19 protein-coding genes are annotated in these 21,040 nt (G+C 72.8%); 5 read left to right on the top strand and 14 right to left on the bottom strand.

The genetic code is table 11. The annotated features are described in order from the left end of the window. Positions 1-73 precede the first annotated feature (73 nt). Positions 74-604 carry a SigE family RNA polymerase sigma factor gene (locus VMF51_RS01085; RefSeq protein WP_325472529.1) on the top strand — a complete coding sequence of 177 codons (531 nt, stop codon included), beginning with the start codon at positions 74-76 and terminating at the stop codon, positions 602-604. Then, complete coding sequence (locus tag VMF51_RS01080; RefSeq protein ID WP_325472528.1) at positions 604-1,956, top strand: hypothetical protein; 1,353 nt, start codon at positions 604-606, stop codon at positions 1,954-1,956. Before VMF51_RS01085 ends, VMF51_RS01080 begins: the two co-directional genes overlap by 1 nt. Positions 1,957-2,051: 95 nt before the next feature. Here the strand turns inward: VMF51_RS01080 and groL are convergent, their stop codons facing one another. Further along, positions 2,052-3,677: a chaperonin GroEL gene (gene groL / locus VMF51_RS01075; protein ID WP_325472527.1), complete on the bottom strand. Its 1,626-nt coding sequence runs from the start codon at positions 3,675-3,677 to the stop codon at positions 2,052-2,054. A gap of 81 nt (positions 3,678-3,758) precedes the next feature. Beyond that, positions 3,759-4,052 carry a co-chaperone GroES gene (gene groES, locus VMF51_RS01070; protein ID WP_325472539.1) on the bottom strand — a complete coding sequence of 98 codons (294 nt, stop codon included), beginning with the start codon at positions 4,050-4,052 and terminating at the stop codon, positions 3,759-3,761. A 199-nt stretch (positions 4,053-4,251) separates the two neighbouring features. On the opposite strand from groES, the gene VMF51_RS01065 reads away from it, so the two are divergent. Further along, entirely contained in the window at positions 4,252-5,421 is a 1,170-nt protein-coding gene (locus VMF51_RS01065; protein WP_325472526.1) for a class I SAM-dependent methyltransferase, read from the top strand. A gap of 33 nt (positions 5,422-5,454) precedes the next feature. Here the strand turns inward: VMF51_RS01065 and VMF51_RS01060 are convergent, their stop codons facing one another. From VMF51_RS01060 to VMF51_RS01050, 3 genes are all read right to left on the bottom strand, one after another. Continuing rightward, positions 5,455-6,072, bottom strand: a complete 618-nt coding sequence (locus VMF51_RS01060; protein WP_325472525.1) for a hypothetical protein — start codon at positions 6,070-6,072, stop codon at positions 5,455-5,457. A gap of 136 nt (positions 6,073-6,208) precedes the next feature. Continuing rightward, a complete protein-coding gene (locus tag VMF51_RS01055) occupies positions 6,209-6,832 on the bottom strand; it encodes an MBL fold metallo-hydrolase (RefSeq protein ID WP_325472524.1) in 624 nt (207 codons plus the stop codon). Continuing rightward, positions 6,829-7,929 (bottom strand): S-(hydroxymethyl)mycothiol dehydrogenase, encoded by a 1,101-nt coding sequence (locus VMF51_RS01050; protein WP_325472523.1) that lies wholly within the window; start codon positions 7,927-7,929, stop codon positions 6,829-6,831. The genes VMF51_RS01055 and VMF51_RS01050 overlap by 4 nt, the downstream gene beginning before the upstream one ends. A 158-nt stretch (positions 7,930-8,087) precedes the next feature. Here VMF51_RS01050 and VMF51_RS01045 point away from each other — a divergent pair, with 158 nt between their 5' ends. Continuing rightward, the gene (locus VMF51_RS01045; RefSeq protein ID WP_325472522.1) at positions 8,088-10,250 is read left to right on the top strand and encodes an MMPL family transporter; all 2,163 of its coding nucleotides are present in this window, start codon (positions 8,088-8,090) and stop codon (positions 10,248-10,250) included. A 75-nt stretch (positions 10,251-10,325) separates the two neighbouring features. Here VMF51_RS01045 and tsaD read toward each other — a convergent pair whose 3' ends face one another. The 7 genes from tsaD to VMF51_RS01010 all read right to left on the bottom strand — a co-directional run bounded on the left by tsaD (position 10,326) and on the right by VMF51_RS01010 (position 17,679). Then, on the bottom strand, positions 10,326-11,372 hold the full coding sequence (tsaD, locus tag VMF51_RS01040; protein ID WP_325472521.1) for a tRNA (adenosine(37)-N6)-threonylcarbamoyltransferase complex transferase subunit TsaD: 1,047 nt from the start codon (positions 11,370-11,372) through the stop codon (positions 10,326-10,328). Between the two features lie 177 nt (positions 11,373-11,549). Beyond that, on the bottom strand, positions 11,550-12,005 hold the full coding sequence (gene rimI, locus VMF51_RS01035; protein WP_325472520.1) for a ribosomal protein S18-alanine N-acetyltransferase: 456 nt from the start codon (positions 12,003-12,005) through the stop codon (positions 11,550-11,552). After that, entirely contained in the window at positions 12,002-12,634 is a 633-nt protein-coding gene (tsaB, locus tag VMF51_RS01030) for a tRNA (adenosine(37)-N6)-threonylcarbamoyltransferase complex dimerization subunit type 1 TsaB (RefSeq protein ID WP_325472519.1), read from the bottom strand. The genes rimI and tsaB overlap by 4 nt, the downstream gene beginning before the upstream one ends. 9 nt (positions 12,635-12,643) lie before the next feature. Beyond that, on the bottom strand, positions 12,644-14,083 hold the full coding sequence (gene tsaE / locus VMF51_RS01025; protein WP_325472518.1) for a tRNA (adenosine(37)-N6)-threonylcarbamoyltransferase complex ATPase subunit type 1 TsaE: 1,440 nt from the start codon (positions 14,081-14,083) through the stop codon (positions 12,644-12,646). Beyond that, the gene (locus VMF51_RS01020; RefSeq protein ID WP_325472517.1) at positions 14,080-15,120 is read right to left on the bottom strand and encodes an alpha/beta hydrolase; all 1,041 of its coding nucleotides are present in this window, start codon (positions 15,118-15,120) and stop codon (positions 14,080-14,082) included. Before VMF51_RS01020 ends, tsaE begins: the two co-directional genes overlap by 4 nt. Beyond that, on the bottom strand, positions 15,117-16,283 hold the full coding sequence (gene alr, locus VMF51_RS01015; RefSeq protein ID WP_325472516.1) for an alanine racemase: 1,167 nt from the start codon (positions 16,281-16,283) through the stop codon (positions 15,117-15,119). The genes VMF51_RS01020 and alr overlap by 4 nt, the downstream gene beginning before the upstream one ends. Before the next feature lie 16 nt (positions 16,284-16,299). Next, a complete protein-coding gene (locus VMF51_RS01010; RefSeq protein ID WP_325472515.1) occupies positions 16,300-17,679 on the bottom strand; it encodes an NAD(P)H-hydrate dehydratase in 1,380 nt (459 codons plus the stop codon). A gap of 124 nt (positions 17,680-17,803) precedes the next feature. Here VMF51_RS01010 and VMF51_RS01005 point away from each other — a divergent pair, with 124 nt between their 5' ends. Further along, a complete protein-coding gene (locus VMF51_RS01005) occupies positions 17,804-18,724 on the top strand; it encodes a hypothetical protein (RefSeq protein WP_325472514.1) in 921 nt (306 codons plus the stop codon). A 39-nt stretch (positions 18,725-18,763) separates the two neighbouring features. Here VMF51_RS01005 and VMF51_RS01000 read toward each other — a convergent pair whose 3' ends face one another. Beyond that, positions 18,764-19,114 carry a holo-ACP synthase gene (locus VMF51_RS01000; protein WP_325472513.1) on the bottom strand — a complete coding sequence of 117 codons (351 nt, stop codon included), beginning with the start codon at positions 19,112-19,114 and terminating at the stop codon, positions 18,764-18,766. 7 nt (positions 19,115-19,121) lie between these two features. Next, a complete protein-coding gene (gene glmS, locus VMF51_RS00995; protein WP_325472512.1) occupies positions 19,122-20,966 on the bottom strand; it encodes a glutamine--fructose-6-phosphate transaminase (isomerizing) in 1,845 nt (614 codons plus the stop codon). Positions 20,967-21,040 lie beyond the last annotated feature (74 nt).

The raw sequence follows: 21,040 nt of genomic DNA, 5'->3' as shown, positions 1-21,040 counted from the left end.
TCGCCCGAGGTCGCGTGCAACCGATCCGCTCCTGACCTCGTTGGGAGGGCATGGAACGACGAGAGGGACACGGGTGAACCCGGACGCCGAGCAGGCCTTCACCGAGTTCGCCGTGGCCGCGCGGACCCGGCTCCGCCGGACGGCGTACCTGATGTGCGGCGACTGGGACCGGGCCCGTGACCACGTGCAGGAGGCGCTGGTCCGGGTCTACGTGCGCTGGCCGAAGCTGCAGAAGCAGGGCGGCGAGCTGGCGTACGCCCGGCGCGCGGTCGCCAGCGTGGTCATCGACGAGGCACGGCGGCGCTCGAGCCGGGAGTTCCCGGCCGATCCCGACCTGGCCCAGCCGACCACGGAGGACGTGGCGGCCGCGGTGACCGACCGGGCCGCACTGATGGCAGCCCTGGCCGGCCTCCCGCCGCGTCAGCGGGCCTGCGTCGTCCTGCGGTTCTTCGAGGAGCTCGACGTCCGCGAGACCGCGGCCGCGCTCGGGTGCAGCGAGGGGACGGTCAAGAGCCAGACCTCGCGCGCGCTGGCGTCGCTGCGGTCGGTGTTCGAGAGCGCGTCGCGCGACGAGCTCGTGGTCAACGTGATGAGGGGGCAGTGATGGGAAACGATCTCGCAGAGCTGATGCGGAGCAGTGCGGACGACGCGCCTCCCGGTGACGTCGACGTCGCGTCGGTGGTCGCCACCGGTCGTCGGCGGGTACGCCGGCGCCGCGGACTGGTCGGCGCCACGGCCCTGGCGACCGCAGCGGTCGTGACGGGCGCCGCCACCCTCGCCCTGACCAGTGCGGGCTCGAATGTCGACGACGACCGTCTCGCGGCGAGCCCGCCGCGTCCGGACGCGCCGACGATCCGGCTCAGCGACGCCGAGCCGGCCGTCGAGGGCCGCGACTACGAGGAGCTGACGTCGTACACCAACGAGGACCTGGAGGCCGACAACGGCCAGTACCTCGACGGGGTCACCGACGACGGGCTGGTGCTCTTCCGCGACGGGCCGCGCGCCGACCAGCGCTACCCGCGTTTCGCGCTGCTGGACCCGGCCACCGGCGACAAGGACTGGCTGCCCCGCCTCGACATCGACCAGACCCAGACCTGGCCGGTCGAGCTGAGCACCGATCGTCTGGTTCTGGCGGGGATGGGGGCACCCACCTCGGAAGACGGCCTCCATGTCGCTCAGCTCGCGTATGTCTTCGACCGCGACGCCCGGACCTGGCGCACGATGAGCTGGCCCGACCTGCCCGGCGTCGAGCTCCCCGCGGGTGACGTCGGGCCCGACGGCCGGCTCTACGTCACCACCCCCGACACCCAGGGCGCGATCCCCGAGGGCGGCTGGCCGGTCGGCACCGACGGCGAGGCCGAGGACGCCGACGCCGAGGGCGACACCTTCCGGCTCTGGTCGGTCTCGCTCACGGACGCCGACGACGTCCGGGACGAAGGGCTGGTCGTCGGCGACGTCGCGTTCACCGACGACGCGATGGTCTGGACCGACTCGAGCAACGGCGACGCCGGCATGGTGCACGTGCGCGACCTGGCCACCGGCGAGGAGACGGCCTTCGACCCCCGCACCGGAGAGCGTTGCAACCTGCTGGGCCTCGGGGCGTCCGGGGACCGGATCGTGCTCAGCCAGTACTGCGGAACGTACGCCGACGGCGTCCGCGACGACCGGGTCCAGATCCTGAGCACCGACGGCGAGCAGGTCGTCACGATCCAGGACAGCGGCGCGGAGGGCTGGCTGCCCGCCGGGAGCGAGGTGGTCAACCTGACCGTCTACGGCGGCGAGCACGGCGGCACCTACGCCTACGACCTCGCCGGCGGGCGCTTCCTGCGGCTCAGCGAGGACGTCTCGTCGTACGGCCTGGGCGGCCCGACGGGCCAGCCGCGCGAGCTGATGTGGCACACCCCGGAGAACCGGGGCCGGGGCGCCACCCAGCACCTGGGCCGCCTCCTCGACTGACCCGAAATCGCCGAGCCGGCGCGAGTTCGCGCCGGCTCGGCGGTGAACTCACGCCGGCTCGGCGTGGTGCGGGTGGTGCGGTGGAGTCAGGTCACTCAGTGCCCGTGGCCGTGGCCGTGGCCGGCAGCGGCCGGGGCCTCGTCCTCGTCCTCCGGCTTCTCGACGACCAGGGTCTCGGTCGTGAGGAGCATGGCGGCGATCGACGTCGCGTTGACCAGCGCGGAGCGGGTCACCTTGACCGGGTCCAGGACGCCCTGGGCGACCAGGTCGCCGTACTCGCCGGTCGCGGCGTTGAAGCCGTTGCCGACGCCGAGCTCGCGGACCTTGGTGGTGACGACGTAGCCGTTCTCGCCGCCGTTCTCGGCGATCCAGCGCAGCGGCTCGTCGGCCGCCTTGCGGACCACGCGGACGCCGGTCGCCTCGTCGCCGGTGAGGCCGAGGTCGCCGTCGAGGACGGAGACCGCGTGGATGATCGCGGAGCCACCCCCGGGGACGATGCCCTCCTCGATCGCGGCGCGCGTCGCGGAGACGGCGTCCTCGATGCGGTGCTTCTTCTCCTTCAGCTCCACCTCGGTGGCGGCGCCGACCTTGATCACGCACACGCCGCCGGCGAGCTTCGCGAGACGCTCCTGGAGCTTCTCGCGGTCCCAGTCGGAGTCCGTGCTCTCGATCTCGGCCTTGATCTGGTTGACCCGGCCCTCGACCTCGGCGGAGTCGCCCGCGCCGTCGACGATGGTCGTGTTGTCCTTGGTGATCACGACGCGGCGCGCCGTACCGAGGACGTCCAGGCCGACCTGGTCGAGCTTGAGGCCGACCTCGGGGGCGATGACCTGGCCACCGGTGAGGGTGGCGATGTCCTGCATCATCGCCTTGCGGCGGTCGCCGAAGGCGGGGCTCTTCACCGCGACGGCGTTGAAGGTGCCGCGGATCTTGTTCACGACCAGGGTCGAGAGCGCCTCGCCGTCGACGTCCTCGGCGAGGATGAACAGCGGCTTGCCGGCCTGGATGACCTTCTCCAGCAGCGGCAGCAGCTCCTGGATCGAGGAGATCTTGCCCTGGTGCAGGAGGATGTAGGGGTCGTCGAGGACGGCCTCCATGCGCTCCTGGTCGGTCACGAAGTACGCCGAGATGTAGCCCTTGTCGAACTGCATCCCCTCGGTGAACTCCAGCTCGGTGCCCATGGTGTTGGACTCCTCGACGGTGATCACGCCGTCCTTGCCGACCTTGTCGAAGGCCTCGGCGAGCAGCTCGCCGATGTGGCTGTCGCGGCTGGAGATCGTGGCGACCGAGGCCATGTCCTCCTTGGAGTCGACCTCGCGGGCCGCCGCACGCAGGGCGTCGCCGACGGCGACGGCCGCGGCGTCCATGCCCCGCTTGAGGCCCATCGGGTTGGCACCGGCGGCGACCGCGCGCAGACCCTCGTGGACCATCGCCTGGGCGAGCACGGTGGCCGTGGTGGTGCCGTCACCGGCGATGTCGTTGGTCTTGGTGGCAACCTCCTTGGTCAGCTGCGCACCGAGGTTCTCGAAGGGGTCGTCCAGCTCGACCTCACGCGCGACGGTCACTCCGTCGTTCGTGATGGTCGGGGCGCCCCACTTCTTGTCGAGGACGACGTAGCGGCCCTTGGGGCCGAGCGTCACCTTGACGGCGTTGGCGAGCTTGTCCACGCCGCGCTCGAGGGCGCGTCGGGCGTTCTCGTCGAACTCCAGGATCTTGGGCATGAGTGCTCCTCAGATGAGACGGGTCGCCCGCCGGAAGCGCGCGCGGAGCGGCACCTCAGACGGACGACCCGGTGAGATGGTTCAGGAGACGACGGCCAGCACGTCGCGGGCCGACAGGATGAGGTAATCGTCGCCGGAGTACTTCACCTCGGTGCCGCCGTACTTGCTGTAGATGACCTTGTCACCCACGGCGACGTCGAGCGGGACGCGGTTGCCGTTGTCGTCGACGCGACCGGGACCGATCGCCAGGACCTCGCCCTCCTGGGGCTTCTCCTTGGCGGTGTCGGGGATGACCAGGCCGGAGGCCGTGGTCTGCTCGGCCTCGAGCGGCTTGACGACGATCCGGTCCTCGAGGGGCTTGATGTTGACCGACACGATGTCGACCTCCACTTTCGAACTTCGATGGCGGGTGGTGCACGTCTGGTGCCTGCGGTTCCGGTACGCCGTCGCGGGGATCGTGCCGAGCTCGCAAGCGCTGGCACACTCACGGGGAGAGTGCCAACCAGAAACTAGCACTCGCATCGAAGGAGTGCCAGGGAACCCCGCCCCTCGGTCGACCTGACAGGATCCCGGGGTGGACCTCGACGCCTTCCGCTGGCTGCTGACCGACGACGGACAGCGCCTGCTCGCCCGCGCCGGCGAGGTGGTCGGCGACGACCCCCTGCGCGCGCAGACCGCGCTGCGGCGCGAGGCGAGCGCCGAGCACGTCGCGGCGGCGTTGACCCAGGCCACGCTCCGGGTGCGGGCCGTGGCGAAGTTCGGCGACCTCGCACCGCTGCTGTACTTCACCCCCGACGGCCTCGAGCAGGCGACCCGGCTCCCGGTCGCCGCCCACCGGGCCGCCCGGCTCGAGGCGTTCCGTACGACGACGCTGGTGGACCTCGGCTGCGGGATCGGGGGCGACCTGATGGCCGCCGCCCGGGTCGGCATCACCTGCGCCGGCGTCGACCTCGACCCGGTGCGCGTGGAGGTCGCCCGCGCCAACCTCGACGCCCTCGGCCTGCCCGGAGCCGTCATGGTCGCCGACGCGACCACCATCGACCCGTCGCCGTTCGACGTGGCGTTCGCCGACCCGGCCCGCCGTACCGGCCGGGGCCGCTCCTTCGACGTCGACGACTGGACGCCGCCGTGGCCGTTCGTCGAGCAGCTGCTGCGCCGCGACTCGTGCGTGAAGGTCGCACCGGGCATCCCGCACGCCCTGGTGCCCGCGGAGGTCGAGGCCGAGTGGGTCAGCGACCACGGCGAGGTGAAGGAGGCCGCGCTGTGGTCGGGCAGCCTCGCCACCACGGCCCGTCGGGCCACGGTCATCGGCGACGGCGGCCTGGCGACCCTGACCGACGAGGACGACCCGGGGCTCGGGGAGGTCGGCGTGGTCCCGGTGGGCCGCTGCCTCTACGAGCCCGACGGAGCGGTGATCCGCGCCGGGCTGGTGACCGCCGTGGCGGCCGGGGTCGGCGGCGGACTGGTGGACGAGCACATCGCGTACGTCTCCTCCGACCAGGCCTTCGCGACCCCGTTCGCGCGCGGGTACGAGGTGCTGGCGGAGCTGCCGTACCGCGAGAAGCAGCTGCGCGCCGCGCTCCGCGAGCGCGGGATCGGCCGGCTGACGATCAAGAAGCGCGGCGTCGACGTCGTCCCCGAGCAGCTGCGCAAACGGCTCGACCTGCACGGCGACGACGAGGCGACGATCGTGCTGACCCGGGTCGCCGGACAGGGAACGGCCCTGCTGGTCCGGCCGTTCTGACCGAGCCCAGCAGGGCCGTGTACGGAGCGGGGGTCAGGCCGTCGTCGGCGCCTCCGCGGCGGCGATGCGGCGGGCGTGGACCAGGCCGACCGCGCCGAGGACCAGCAGCACCGCCGCGCCGGCGAAGGCGGCGATCGCCGCGATCCCCGCGATGGTGCCCACCGTGGCGAACGCGTAGCCGTAGAGGAGCAGGCCGCGCAGCGTGTTGCCCATGAAGAGCGACTCGCGCAGGTCCATCCAGGCCTGGGCCTCGTCGATCTCCGCCTGGGTGGCGTCCGGGTTCTCCGCCACGGCCGCGGTCAGCTCGCGGCCCTTCCCGCTGGCCTCCTCGTAGGTGACCGGCTCGCCGTCGTTCAGCGCCGCGCCCTGGGACTGCATGTGCTCCCAGATGTAGTGGTCGGCGTACGCCTTGGCCTCCGGGCCGCTGTCGAGCGGGCTGCCGGCGTACTCCTCGAGGGCCTCGCGCGACTCGTCCGGGAGGGAGGCGAGCGCCTCGCCCTCGGGCATCACGATGTCCTGCGCGGAGAACTGCTGCTCGACCTGGTCCCCGATGAACACGTTGGCCCAGGTGAGGAGGCCGCCGGCGATCAGCAGGACGACCGCGACGAGCACCCCCGTCCACGAGATCAGCTTGTCGAATGCGGCGCGCATGAGGTCCCTCCTGGGATCCGGCGAGGCGCTGGTGGCCTTCGCTCTGGGTCCCAGCCTGTTCTAGGGAGGGGTGCTCAGACAGGAGCCGAACGACAGCAGGTCCCCGGGCCGGAGGTCCCGAGATCGGCGGGACGACTCAGTCGCCGAGCGCGGCCCGTTCCGCCCCGATGGTGGTGTCGTCGCCGTGGCCTGTGTGCACCACCGTCTCGTCGGGCAGCGCGAAGAGCTTCGCGCGGATCGAGGCCTCGATGGTCGGCCGGTCGCTGAAGCTGCGGCCGGTGGCGCCGGGTCCGCCCTGGAACAGGGTGTCTCCGGTGAACACGCAGCCGAGCGACGGGGCGTGGAAGCAGACCGCCCCCGGAGCGTGACCCGGGGTGTGCAGCGCCCGGAGCAGGGTGCCGCCGACCATGATCTCGAAGCCGTCGCCCAGGTCGACGTCCCACAGGTGGCCGCGCTCGCCCTGAGGGTGGGTGAGCTCCCACAGCGGCCGGTCGTCGGGGTGCAGCATGATCGGCGCGACGACCCGCTCACGCAGGGCCGGCGCCATCCGCGAGTGGTCGTCGTGGGCGTGCGTCAGCAGGATCGCGCGCACGGTGCGGTCGCCGACGACGGCCATGATCGCGTCCACGTCGTGGGGGGCGTCGATGACCACACACTCGGCGTCATCGCCCACGACCCAGATGTTGTTGTCGACCTCGTGGGTCTCGCCGTCGAGGGAGAAGGTGCCGCTGACCACCGCGTGGTCGACCCGGGCGGTCACAGGATGACCACGCTTCGCAGGACGTCGCCGTGGTGCATCTTGTCGAACGCCGCCTCGATGTCGTCGATGCCGATCTCCTCGGACACGAACGCGTCGAGGTCCAGGCGCCCCTGCTGGTAGAGGTCGACCAGCATCGGGAAGTCACGATCCGGGAGGCAGTCGCCGTACCAGCTCGACTTCAACGCCCCGCCACGACCGAACACGTCGATCAGCGGCAGCTCGGGCACCGTCATGTCGGGGGTCGGGACGCCGACCAGGACCACCGTGCCGGCCAGGTCACGGGCGTAGAACGCCTGCTTCCACGTCTCCGGACGCCCCACGGCCTCCACGACGACGTCGGCGCCGTCGGCCCCGTCGTACGTCTCGGCACAGATCCGCTTGATCTCCTCCACCGCGTCGACCTGGCTGGAGTCGACGGTGTGCGTCGCGCCCATCTCCTTGGCCTTCGCCAGCTTCTTGGCATCGATGTCGACGGCGATGACCGGACTGGCGCCGGCCAGCGCGGACCCGGCGATGGCCGCCACGCCCACGCCGCCGCAGCCGATGACCGCCACGGACTTCCCGCGGGTCACCGCACCGGTGTTGATCGCCGCACCGATGCCGGCCATCACGCCGCAGCCCAGGAGGCCGACCGCCGCCGGCCTGGCCGACGGGTCGACCTTGGTGCACTGGCCGGCCGCGACCAGGGTCTTCTCGGCGAACGCCCCGATGCCCAGCGCCGGCGACAGCTCGGTGCCGTCCTCGAGGGTCATCTTCTGCGTCGCGTTGTGGGTCGCGAAGCAGTACTGCAGCTCCCCGCGCTTGCAGGCCCGGCACTCACCGCACACCGCACGCCAGTTCAGGATCACGAAGTCCCCCGGCGCCACCGCGGTCACGTCCGGACCGACCGCCTCGACCACGCCCGCGGCCTCGTGGCCGAGCAGGAACGGGAACTCGTCGTTGATCCCACCCTCGCGGTAGTGCAGGTCGGTGTGGCAGACCCCGCACGCCTGCACCTGGACCACCGCCTCCCCCGGACCCGGGTCGGGAACGTTGATCGTGACCACCTCGACGGGTGCGCCCTTGGCCTTCGCGACGACTGCTCTCACCTGCTGCATGAGCACACCGTAGGCCCGAGCACCCAGCGCCGGCGTGCGCACTGCCCGGGTGAGGGTGGACGGAGAGACGGCGTTTACCGAAATGAGCCCCAGGTTTGTCCAACACCCCTACCTAAGTCAGGTGCGAGGCACCGGCGCTGATCGATAGCGTGCCCCCTATGTTCGGTGCTCTAGGTCGCTTCACGTCTCGTCGTCCCTGGTTCGTCATCGCAGCCTGGGTGGTGCTCGCGGTCTTCGTGGTCGCGCTCGCGCCCGCGCTGGAGACCACGCAGGAGGAGTCGGAGTTCCTGCCCGACCACTACGAGTCGGTCCAGGCGGTGCAGCTGCTCGAGGACAAGTTCCCCGAGGCGAACACCACCTCGGCGGCCCAGATCGTCTTCCAGCGCGAGGACGGCGGCCAGCTGACCGAGGCCGACCAGGCCGAGATCACGCGGATCTCCGAGGAGCTCGGGCCGAAGCTCGGCGACGAGACCTTCGTCCAGCAGGTGGTCACCGTCGGACCCGACGGCCAGCCCACCATCTCCGAGGACGGCCTCGTCCAGAACGCCTTCATCGCGCTCGCCGACGGGTCGACCGGCTTCGACACCCAGGCCATGGACGACGCCAAGGCGATGCGCGACGACCTCGCCGACCTCACCGAGGGCACGGACCTGACGGCGCTGAGCACCGGCTCGGTCCCGCAGGGCCTGGACTCCCAGGAGTCCGGGGAGCGGGCGCTCGCCATCGTCGGCATCGCGACCATCGTGCTGATCGTCGGCCTGCTGGCCATCATCTTCCGCAGCGTGATCATCTGCCTGATGCCCGTGGTCGTGGTGACCCTGGTGTCGATGGTCGCGACCGGGCTGATCGGCTGGGCCAACGAGGCCTTCGACCTGAAGGCCGACTCCTCGATCGAGACGATCCTGGTCGTCGTCCTCTACGGCATCGGCACCGACTACATCCTGTTCTTCCTGTTCCGCTACCGCGAGCGACTGCGCCAGGGGGCCGACACCAAGGCGGCCGTCGTCCACGCCCTGGAGCGCGCGGGCGAGGCGATCGCGTCGGCCGGCGGCGCCGTGATCGTGGCCTTCCTCGCACTCCTGCTCAGCTCGCTCGGCATCTTCCAGGCCATCGGCCCGGCCCTCGCGATCGCGGTCGCCGTCACCCTGCTGGCCGCGCTGACCCTGGTGCCCGCCATCGTGACCGTGCTCGGCCGGGCGCTCTTCTGGCCGTCGAAGAAGTGGCGCCAGGAGCCCACGGGCGCCCGCTTCGCGAAGATCGGCGACTCGATGGGGCGCCGGCCCGGCGCGTTCGCCGCTGCCTCCGGTCTGCTGATGGCCGGTCTGGCCGTCTTCGCGCTCGGCTTCAGCCCGTCGTTCGACTTCAACTCGAGCCTGCCCGACGACGTCGAGTCGACCGAGGCCACGGAGATCTCGAACAAGCACTTCGCGGCCGGCGCGAGCGAGCTCGTCCCGGTGGTCGTCTCCTCCGAGGACGGCACGCTCGAGCAGGCAGACCTCGAGTCGTTCGGCGCCGCCCTGTCCGAGGCCCGGGGCGTGAGCCAGGTCTACCCGGCCCAGCCCTCGGCGGACGGCTCGACCGCGCTGTTCATGATGGAGCTCGACACCAGCCCCACCTCCGACCAGGCGCTCGAGGACGTCAAGGGTCCGATTCGCGATGCCGCGCACGCGGCCGCGCCGGAGGGTGCCGAGGCGTTCGTCAGCGGCACGCCGGGCATCTTCGCCGACCTGCAGGAGGCGATGGTCCGCGACTACAAGGTCGTGTTCCCGGTCGCGGGCGGCCTGATCCTGATCATCCTGATGCTGCTGCTGCGCAGCCTGGTCGCGCCGTGGTACCTCATGGCCGCGGTCGGCCTCGGCTTCGCCGCGACCCTCGGCGCGACCGTGATCGTCTTCCAGCACATCGGAGGCGAGAGCGGGCTGATCTTCATGCTGCCGATCTACATCTACCTGTTCGTGACAGCGCTCGGCACCGACTACAACATCCTGATGATCGCGCGACTGCGCGAGGAGGCCCGCGAGGGCAAGGAGCCGCGAGGTGCGGCCGCCGAGGCGGTCAAGCACGCGGGCCCGACGATCGCCGCCGCCGGCGTCATCCTCGCCGGCACGTTCGCCTCGCTGATGCTGAGCGGCAACAGCCTGATGATGTCGATGGGCTTCGCACTCTCCTTCGGCATCCTGATCGCGGCGTTCGTGATGTCGATGTTCTTCACCCCGGCGCTCACCGCGCTCATCGGGCACGCCGCCTGGTGGCCCGGCCACGCCGACGAGAAGGCCCCGAAGGACGACGACCAGCCGGAGCGGGAGTCGATCCAGGTCTGAGCCCGCGGTCCGACCGCGCGCAACGTCATACGACCCGGGTCCCTGGGGACCCGGGTCGTACGACGTCCGGGGGTCCTAGGCCAGGACCTCGGTGACCGGGAGGCTGGAGTCCGCGGGCAGGTCGAGGGCGGACGGCGTACGCCCCCGCGCGACCATCTCGGAGCCGAGAGCGGCGACCATCGCCCCGTTGTCGGTGCACAGGCCCGGGCGGGGCACCCGCACGCGGATGCCGAGCTTCGACGCGCGCTCCTCGGCGAGACCGCGCAGGCGCGAGTTGGCGGCCACGCCGCCGCCGATCAGCAGGTCCTCGATCCCCTCGGACGAGGCCGCGTCCAGCGCCTTGCGGACCAGGACGTCGCAGACCGCCTCCTGGAACGACGCCGCGACGTCGGCGACCGGCACCGGCTCGCCGGAGCGCTCCCGGGCCTCGACCCAGCGCGCGACGGCCGTCTTCAGACCGGAGAAGGAGAAGTCGAACCGGTGCCGTTCCAGGTCGCGCCGCGAGGTCAGACCGCGGGGGAAGTCGACGTACACGCTGTCGCCCTCGCGCGCGACGCGGTCGATGTGCGGGCCGCCGGGGAACGGCAGCCCGAGCAGCCGGGCGACCTTGTCGAAGGCCTCGCCGGCGGCGTCGTCGATGGTGGCGCCGAGCGGCTGGACGCCGCTGGTGACGTCCTCGACGCGCAGCAGGCTGGAGTGGCCGCCGCTGACCAGCATGGCCAGGCACGGCTCCGGGAGAGCGCCGTGCTCGAGCTGGTCGACCGCGACGTGGGAGGCCAGGTGGTTGACGCCGTAGATCGGCTTCCCCAGCCCCAGCGCGAGCGCCTTGGCGGCCGCCACGCCGACCAGCAGCGCGCCAGCCAGCCCGGGGCCGCTCGTCACGGCGATCGCGTCGACGTCGCGGAGCTGGATCCCGGCCGTCTCGCAGGCCCGCTCGATCGTGGGGACCATCGCCTCCAGGTGGGCGCGGCTCGCGACCTCGGGCACGACTCCCCCGAAGCGGGCGTGCTCCTCGACGCTGCTCGCCACCGCGTCCGCCAACAGGGTGTGGCCGCGGACGATGCCGACGCCCGTCTCGTCGCAGGAGGTCTCGATACCGAGGACCAGGGGCTCGTCACTCACCCCGCCATCGTGCCCGATCGGGCGAAGACGCCCGGCGTGACCCCCGGCCGGCGGTGTCGGCGCAGCAGCCCCAGCTTCATCACGGTATGCAGACCGGCCGGCACTCTCCACGGTGGGTACGCCGTGGGGAGCGCGAACTGGTCTGCATACCGTGATGAGCCTGCAGCAGCCAGCGCGTCAGCCGCAGCCGCTGACCAGCGCCCGGCGCAGCACGATCGCGGTGGTGCCGTCGCGGTAGTAGCGCGGCCGGCGGTCGATCTCGACGAAGTCGCGGGCTGCGTAGAACCTCAGGGCGCCGGCGTTGTTGTCGCGGACCTCCAGCAGCAGCCGGTCGGCGCCGCTCTCCCGGGCCAGCCGGCAGCCCTCGTCGAGGAGCGCGGAGGCGAGGCCGCCGCGCCGGTGCGCGGGGGTGACGGCGATGCGCTGGAGCTCGGCGATGTCGGCGACGGCGCTCACGACGGCGTACCCGACGACGGCCTCGCCGGTCTCGGCGACCAGGTAGAAGACCGTCGGCAGGTCACCGGCGATGCCCTGGGCGACGAGCTCGGGCGACCAGGCGTCGACCCCGAGGTTCTCCTGCTCCAGCGCGGCGATGTCCTCGATGTCGGCGAGGGTCGCGCGCCGGACGGTCACGAGACCTTCTTGGGCGGACGCGGCGTCTCGGCGTCGGGACGGCGCAGGTAGAGCGGCTCGGGGTCCACGATCTCGGCGAGCTCCTCGGCGACCGCCCGCGCCAGCCAGCCGGCGCTCGGCCGCGCCGGCCCCGTCGCGTGCGGGAAGGCGTCGGGGTAGAGCGTCCCGCCCTCCCCCACCACCGGGAGGTCGGTCGCGACGGCGGCCGGCTTCTCGACGACCGGGCCGTCGGCCCGCGCGCCCGAGGCGTCGTACGACGCGAGGTAGACCTCCTTGCGACGCGCATCCGTGGCGACCACGAAGTCAGTGCCCAGCCCCGCCGCGGCCTCGGCCGCGAGGACGTCGAGCGAGCAGACGCCGTACACCGGGATCTCCAGGACGAAGGCCAGCGTGCGCGCCGTGACCAGCCCGACCCGCAGGCCCGTGAACGGACCGGGGCCGACGCCGACGGCGACCGCGGTCAGGTCCTGACGGACGATCCCGGCCTGCTCGAGGGCCTGCGAGATCAGCGGCGCCAGCTGCTCGCCGTGCTTCATCGGTCGCTCGGAGGTCAGCTCGACCACCACGTCGGACCCGTCGTGCAGGGCGACGGTCACGAGCGGCGTGGCGGTGTCGAAGGCGAGGAGCACGGGTCGAGCCTACGAAAGCCCGTGGGCGAGCCGCGCCAGGTGGGCGTCGATCGGCGAGAGCCCGTCGAGGTCGGACTCCAGGTCCCACCACACCTGCTGCTTGACGTCCCCGCTCGGCGGCGCGGCCGGCGGGTCGTCGACCGTCCCGTGGAAGATGGCGGCGTACTCGATGCGGCGCTCGTGGCCCAGCTGGACCGTGGCGACGCCGACGAACTCCAGCTCCGGCGGCTCACCGCCGGTCTCCGACCGATAGGCGCGTACGGCGGCCTCCCGCGGCGTCTCCCCGAGCTCGTCGTCGACGTCCTTGCCGGACAGCTCCCACTCGCGGCTCCAGTGGTTGCGCACGAGCAGGGTCCGCACCCCCGAGCTGTCACGGTGCTCGGCCACGGTCAGCGACAGCACCAGCGGGATCTCGGGGTCGAGGTGCTCCAGCTCGCCCTCCGCGCAGCGGCGGAAGTCGAGCAGCAGGTTCTCGTTGAGCTTCTCGGCCAATGGAGGCCGGTGGCTGGACGGTACGTCGAGCTCGTACCAGCGCGGACCCACCGGCGTCATCAGCACCCGGCGCGGGTCCAGCTCCGAGTCCGCCTCGGTCTCGGGGTCGTCGTCGGCGAGCGCCCGGATGATCCGGATCTCCAGCCGCGACTCGGCGAGCCCCTCGGCCACGCCCTCGCCCCACTCGACGACCGTGACCGCGTCCTCGAGGGAGGTGTCGAGGTCGAGGTCGTCGAGCTCGTCGATGCCGCCGAGCCGGTAGGCGTCGACGTGCACCAGCGCGGGACCGTCGACGAGCGACGGGTGCACCCGGGCGATCACGAACGTCGGCGAGGTGACGGCGCCGCGCACCTGCAGGCCGGCGCCGATGCCCTGGGTGAAGGTGGTCTTGCCGGCACCCAGCTCGCCGCTGAGGACCAGCAGGTCGCCGGCCTCGAGCCGGGCGGCGAGCGCCTCGCCGATCTCGCGCATGGCCTCGGCGTCCGGAGCGTCGAAGACGAAGGTGCGCAGCGGTCGGCGCAGCTCGACGTTCGGCGAGTGCCGGCGTACCTCCCGGAAGCCCTGGCGCTGCCAGAAGCGCACGGTGCGCGGCAGCTCCTCGCGCGCGACGACGGTGAGGTCGTCGTACCCGGCGGAGGCGTAGACGGCCGCGTCGATCAGCCGGCCGGCCACCCCGTGCCCCTGGGCGCTGGGCAGCACGCCGAACCGGCGCAGGTACATGGTGCCGCCGATGGGGTCGAGGACCAGCGCCCCGACCGTCTGCTCCCCCAGGCGGGCGACCAGGCCGCCGTGCCTGCCGAGCAGCGCGGCGATGCTCGCCTCGGTCTCCGCCAGCGCGTCGGCGGGCGGGTCGAGCGGCGGGCGGGCGGCGAACGCCTCGCGGACGACGGCGAGCACCTCGGCCGCGGCCTCGGGGCCGACGCGGTGCACCGTGGGCGCGGTCGGGGGCGCGCTCATCGCGACCCCGCAGCGTCGTACAGCTCGGCGAGGGCGGCATCGACCTCGTCGTGGGACTCGATCATCACCATGTGACCCGATCCTTCGACCTCGAGCAGCCGCGAGCCGGAGATCCGCGAGTGCAGCTTGCGGCTGTGCCCGATCGACGTCAGCCGGTCCGCGGTCCCGCACACGACCGTGGTCGGGACCTTGCCGAGCACCTCGACGGCGTCGAACTTGTCGAGGCCGCGGAAGCTCGGGAAGAACTCCGCCACCACCTCGAACGGCGTCGCGGAGAGCATGTCGTCGACGAAGTCGACGTACGCCGGCGGCACCGGCCCGCCGAACGCGAACACGTCGGTCGCCACCGTCGCGACGGTCCGGCCCAGCCGGCGCAGCCCGTCGACCGTGCGGTGGCTGCGGGCGAGCGTGCGGACCGCACCGTGGGCGATCCCGCCGCCGAGCTTCGCGGGCAGCACCGGGAGCAGCAGCCGGCTCGGGTCGAGCCCGCCCGCGGTGGTCCCGATCAGCCCGACGCCGACCACCCGGTCGCCGAACAGCTCCGGGTGTTCTTCGGCGAGCGCGACGACCGTCATCCCGCCCATCGAGTGGCCGACCAGGACCACGGGGCCGTCGGGAACGGCCTCGTCGAGCAGCTGGGCCAGGTCCACGGCGAGCTGCTCGATCGTGGCGTTCTCGAGCGACGAGCGGCCGGACCGGCCGTGCGAGCGCTGGTCGTAGAAGACCGCGCGGATCCCGGCCCGCCGGCAGGCCTGGCGCTGGAAGTGCCAGCAGTCCAGGTTGAGCGCGTAGCCGTGGCAGAAGACGACGGTGACGTCGGAGCGGCGCTGCTCGGGCTCGTCCACCTCGAGGTGCAGGGGTACGCCGTCGGCCGCGACCAGCGTCCGCGCCGGAGCGCGCAGGCTGCCGAACTCGGTGCCGTCGGAGTCGCGGCGGGCGATCGAGCGCCGGCGCCGGGCGACGCCGACGGCGGCTCCGGCCGCGGCGAGACCGGCGGCCCCGGCGGCGGTGCCCAGGACCCGGTGGGTGAGGCTCACGCGGGGGCCACCTCGCTGTCGGCCGGGCTGTCGGTCCGGTCGTTCAGGTAGCGACGCGGCATCCGGCCGCTGCCGATCCGGGTGACGATCTCGTAGCTGATCGTGTCGCACGCCTCGGCCCAGTCCTGCGCGGTCGGAGCGCCGTCGCGACCGCTGCCGAACAGCTCGACGTCGTCGCCCGGCGCCAGGTGCTCGCCCCCCAGGTCGACCACGAGCTGGTCCATGCAGATCCGGCCGCGGGTGGGCCGCCGCCGACCGCCGACGAACGCCTCGGCATGGTTGCCGGCGCGGCGCGGTACGCCGTCGCCGTACCCGACCGGCACCAGGCCGAGGGTCGTGCGGGCGTCGGCGATCCAGGTGCGGCCGTACGACACCGCGTCGCCCGGCTGCACCTCCTTGACCAGCGCCAGGGTGGCCCGGGCCGTCATCGCCGGGATCAGGCCCAGGTCGGGGCTCTCCCCCGGGGCCGGGTCCAGGCCGTACGACGAGATGCCGCAGCGGACCAGGTCGAAGCGGCTGCTCGGACGCAGGATCGCCGCCGCGGAGTTGGCCAGGTGGCGCACCTCGGGCCGCAGCCCGGCCGCCTCGGCGATGTCGAGCGCGGCGCGGAAGGCCGTCTCCTGGGCGTCGTTGGCCGGGTCGTCCGGCTCGTCGCTGGAGGAGAAGTGGGACCAGATGCCGGTGACCTTCCAGTGCCCGGCCAGCTCGCCCGCGCGCGCCCGCTCCACGAGGGCGGGCCAGTCGGCGGCCGACGCGCCGCCGCGCGAGAGCCCGGTGTCGATCTTCAGCTGCACGCGCGCGGTCCGCCCGGTGTCGCCGACCGACTCCTCGATCTCGTCGAGCTCGGCGGGCGTGTACGCCGTCAGGTCGAGGCCGGCCGCGACGCCCGCGTCGTACTCCTCGCCGGGGACGTAGAGCCAGCACAGGATCCGCCCGGTGTCGCCGGCTGCCCGCAGCTCGAGCGCCTCGTCGAGGGTGGCGACGCCCAGCCACTCGGCCCCGGCCTCGCGCGCGGCGCGGGCCGTCGGGACCATGCCGTGGCCGTACCCGTCGGCCTTGACCACCGTCATCATCGCGACGCCGGTCAGCTCGCGGAGGGTGCGCACGTTGTGCCGGACTGCGGCGAGATCGACGACGATCTCGGCACGCGCGGCGGGCATCATGCCCTCGATTCTCCCATCAGGGCCTCGGCAGCCCGCGGACCGCCTCGGGGATCGTGTGAGCCACGTCACCCGCGACGAGCGGACCGCCGCCCGCGGCGAGGGCGGCCGCCGCGCCGTGCAGCCACGAGCCGACCGAGGCGGCGTCGTACGACGACAGCCCGGCGGCGAGCAGCGCGCCGATGAGCCCGCCGAGCACGTCACCGGCGCCGGCGGTCGCCAGCCACGGGGTCCCGGTCTCGGTGACCCGGACCCGGCCGTCGGGGGTGGCGACCAGGGTGTGGCGGCCCTTGAGCAGCACGACGCAGCGGTATGTCGCGGCCGCACGGCGCGCGTGCGCCAGCGGGGTGGCCTCGACCTCGGGCCGCTCGACCCCGAGCATCCGCGCGAGCTCGCCGGCGTGCGGGGTGAGCACGGTGGTCTCCGGCAGCGGACCCGTCACGTGGGCCAGCGCGTCCGCGTCCACGACGGTCGGGACGCCGTCGGCCAGCGCGGCCGCGAGCTCCGCGCCCGCGGACGAGCCACCGCCCGAGCCGACCACCCAGGCCTGGACCCGCCCCTCGCCGACGACCTCCGGGTGCGCGGACCGCACCCGGTCCGCGACGGCGGGCTCGCCGACGTACCGGACCATGCCGCACAGGCCGCTCGACGCGCCGGCGACGCTGAGCAGGGCGGCGCCCGGGTACTGCGCCGATCCGGCGCGCACGCCGACGACCCCGCGGACGTACTTCTGCGCGTCGGCGGGCGGTCGCGGCAGCAGCCGCGCGACGTCGACGGGCTGCAGCGCCTCGACGTCGGCGGCCGGCAGGTCCAGGCCGAGGTCGACGAGGTGGACGGACCCGCATGCGTACGCCGCCGGGTCGACCAGGTGCGCGACCTTGTGGGTGCCGAACGTGACCGTCACATCGGCCACGACGTGGCTCGCGGGGGTCTCGCCCGTGTCGACGTCCACGCCGCTGGGGACGTCGACCGCGACCAGCGGGACCCCGCGCACCTGCTCGAGGGCGGCCTCCGCGTCCGGGCGCAGCCCGGGCCGCCCGCCGATGCCGACGATCCCGTCCACCACGACGTCGGGACGCGCGCGGGCCTCGGTGACGACCCGTCCCCCGGCAGCCCGGAGTGCGGCCAGCCCACCGTCGTGCACCCGGTCGGACAGCAGCCAGGCGTCGACGGCGACCCCGCGCCGCGCCAGCACCGCGCCGGCGTACAGGGCGTCGCCGCCGTTGTCGCCCGACCCGACCAGCAGCAGCACCCGCCGGCCGTACGCCGACCCCAGCAGGTCGAGGACCGCGTGCGCCAGCCCGTACGCCGCCCGCTGCATCAGCGCCCCCTCGGGGAGCCGGTCGAGCAGCACGGCCTCCGCGGCCCGGACCTGCCAGACGGTGTGTGCGTGCCTCACCAGACCGACCCTAGCCAGTCGGGTCGTGTCCCTGTGCGCGCGCCCCGGCGCGCGTTCAGGGGCACGACCCGGGGGTTGTGGAGAGGCCACGCGCGGGTACGTCGGCTCGGTTCAGGCTGGTGCCGTGCGGGACGAGACGTGGCGGGCGCTAGCAGCGGGCCAGGAGGGCCTGGTCGCCCGTCGCCAGTTGCGGGCCATCGGCTTCGACCGCTCCCGGATCCGCAACCAGATCGCCGCGGAGCGCTGGGTCGCGCTCTCCGACAACGTCGTGGCCACGACGACCGGCACCCTCACCCGTGCCCAGACGAGGTGGCTCGGGGTCCTCCACGCTGGACCGACCGCACTGATCGGAGACCTCACCGCAGCCGAGGTGCACGGGCTGCGCAACTGGTCGCGCGACGACGTCACGGTCCTCATCCCGCAACGTCTCGACATCGACGAGAACGTCGCCGGCGTCCGGTTCGTCCGCACCCGACGACCGCTGCCGACCCTTCGCGACACTTCGTCCGACCTGCCCGTGTGCCGGATCGAGCCGGCGGTGCTTCACTTCGCGGCGTACCAGCGCTCCCGGCGCACCGCCCAGGGACTGATGGCCGCCGCCGTCCAACAAGAGCTCGCGTCGCCGGCTTCGCTGCTGATGTGGGTCGACCGGATGAGGCCGCTCCGCTGGGCGCGCCTGTTCCGCCAGGTGCTCGGCGAGATCGCCGGCGGCGCCCAGTCGCTGGCCGAGGTCGACGTCGGGCGGATGTGTCGGGATGCGGGGCTGGCCGGACCGGCACGTCAGACCAAGCGGCAGGAATCTTCCGGTCGTGCCCGCTTCACCGACTGCGAGTGGCGCCTCCCGGATGGTCGCACCGTGGTGCTGGAGGTCGACGGCTCGTTCCACATGGACGTCCAGCACTGGGAGGCAGACCTGGCCCGGCAGCGGGCACTGTCAGCGGCGGACCGGATCATCGTCCGCTGCACGGCCCGTGAGCTGCGCGACGAGCCGGAACGCGTGGCGGCCGACCTCCGCGCGCTCGGCGTACCGCGGTCGTGTCCCTGACCGCGCGCCATGACGCTCGCTCAGGGGCACGACCCAGCCTCAGCCCTCCAGCACCACCACGGCCGAGGCGATGCCGGCGTCGTGGGAGAGCGAGACGTGGACGGAGACGACGCCGAGCTCCTCGGCGCGCTCGCGGACTGAGCCGCGCATCTCCAGCAGCGGGCGACCGGACGACTCGTTGATGATCTCGGCGTCGTGCCAGGACATGCCGACGGGGGCGCCGAGGGCCTTGGCGAGGGCCTCCTTGGCGGCGAACCGGGCGGCGAGGGAGGCCGGCGGACGGGTCGCCTCCGCGGGGGTGAAGAGCCGGTCGCGCAGTCCGGGGGTGCGCGTCAGCGACTCCTCGAACCGCGAGATGTCGCAGACGTCGATGCCGACCCCGACGATCACGAGGCGCTCACTCGACCGTGACCGACTTGGCCAGGTTGCGGGGCTGGTCGACGTCGTGGCCCATCGCGGTGGCGAGCTCGCATGCGAACAACTGCAGGGGTACGACGGCGACCAGCGGCTGGAGCAGCACCGGGACCTTCGGCAACCGGATCACGTGGTCGGCGTACGGCGTGATCGTCTCGTCGCCCTCCTCGGCCAGGCAGATCGTGCGCGCCCCGCGGGCCCGCACCTCCTGGATGCCGCTGATCATCTTGTCGTGCAGCTGGTCGCGGCCACGGGGCGGGACGACGCACAGCACGGGGAGCCCCTCCTCGATGAGCGCGATCGGCCCGTGCTTGAGCTCGCCCGCGGCGAAGCCCTCGGCGTGCAGGTAGGCGAGCTCCTTGAGCTTCAGCGCGCCCTCGAGCGCGACCGGGTAGCCCGCGTGCCGGCCGAGGTAGAGGACCGAGCGGGTGCCGAGGTGGGAGCGGGCGAGGTCGTAGATCTCGGGCGCCTGCGCGAGGACCGACTCGATCTGCTCCGGGATGGCCTCGAGCTGGTGCATCACCTGGTCGATCTCGTCGCCGTACCGGGTGCCCTTGACCTGGGCGAGGTAGAGCGCCAGCAGGTAGCACGCGACCAGCTGGGTCAGGAAGCCCTTGGTGGAGGCGACGCCGATCTCGGGGCCGGCGTGGGTGTAGATGACGGCGTCCGACTCGCGCGGGATCGTCGAGCCGTTGGTGTTGCAGATGGCGAGCACCTTCGAGCGCTGCAGCCGCGCGTGCCGGATCGCCTGCAGGGTGTCGGCGGTCTCCCCGGACTGGCTGATCGCGACGACCAGCGTGGAGTAGTCGAGGATCGGGTCGCGGTAGCGGAACTCCGAGGACAGCTCGACCTCGACGGGGATCCGGCACCAGTGCTCGATGGCGTACTTGGCGACCATGCCCGCGTAGAACGACGTCCCGGCCGCGATGATGATGATCTTGTCGATGTCGCGCAGCTCCTGGTCGGACAGCCGCATCTCGTCGAGCTGGAGCTGGCCGCCGCGGGAGTGCCGCCCGAGGAGCGAGTCGGCCACGGCCCGCGGCTGCTCGAAGATCTCCTTGCGCATGAACCAGTCGTGGCCGTCCTTCTCGGCGGCCGACAGGTCCCAGTCGACGTGGTACGGCGTGCCCTCGGCCGGCGAGCCGTCGAAGCCGGTCACCTCCACCCCGGACCGGGTGATGGTGACGACCTGGTCCTGGCCGAGCTCGAGCGCGTCGCGGGTGTGCTCGATGAACGCGGCGACGTCCGAGCCCAGGAAGTTCTCGCCGTCACCGAGACCGACCACCAGCGGGCTGTTGCGCCGGGCCGCGACGACCTGGGACGGGTCCTCGGCGTCGACGGCGACCAGCGTGAAGGCGCCTTCGAGCTGCTGGCAGACCCGCTGCATCGCGGTCGTCAGGTCCACGCCGGAGGCCACCTGCAGCTCCAGCAGGTGGGCCGCGACCTCGGTGTCGGTCTCGGAGACCAGGTCGTGGCCGTCGAACTCCAGGCGCGCCCGCAGGTCGGCGAAGTTCTCGATGATCCCGTTGTGCACGAGGCCGATCCGGCCCGCATGGCCGAGGTGCGGGTGCGCGTTGGCGTCGTTGGGCGCACCATGGGTCGCCCAGCGGGTGTGCCCGATGCCGGTCGTCGAGGGCGGCAGCGGCTCGTCGAGGATCGCCTTCTCCAGGTTGGCCAGCTTGCCGGCCCGCTTCTCGGTGGCCAGCGCTCCCCTGTCGACCAGGGCGATGCCGGCGGAGTCGTAGCCGCGGTACTCGAGCCGCCGCAGCCCCTCGATGACCACGTCCTGGGCCTGCTGTTCACCGACGTAGCCCACGATTCCGCACATGCGCCCCACTCTAGGACGGCGCAGGGGCGCGGCCCGGGAGCACCTGCCCGCCGATGAGGCGGACGCCACACCCG

It is taken from the genome of Nocardioides sp., assembly GCF_035503875.1.
GTDB lineage: Bacteria > Actinomycetota > Actinomycetes > Propionibacteriales > Nocardioidaceae > Nocardioides.
The sequence above is the reverse complement of the archived record's forward strand: the minus strand, read 5'-3'. Positions and strand labels throughout refer to the sequence as shown.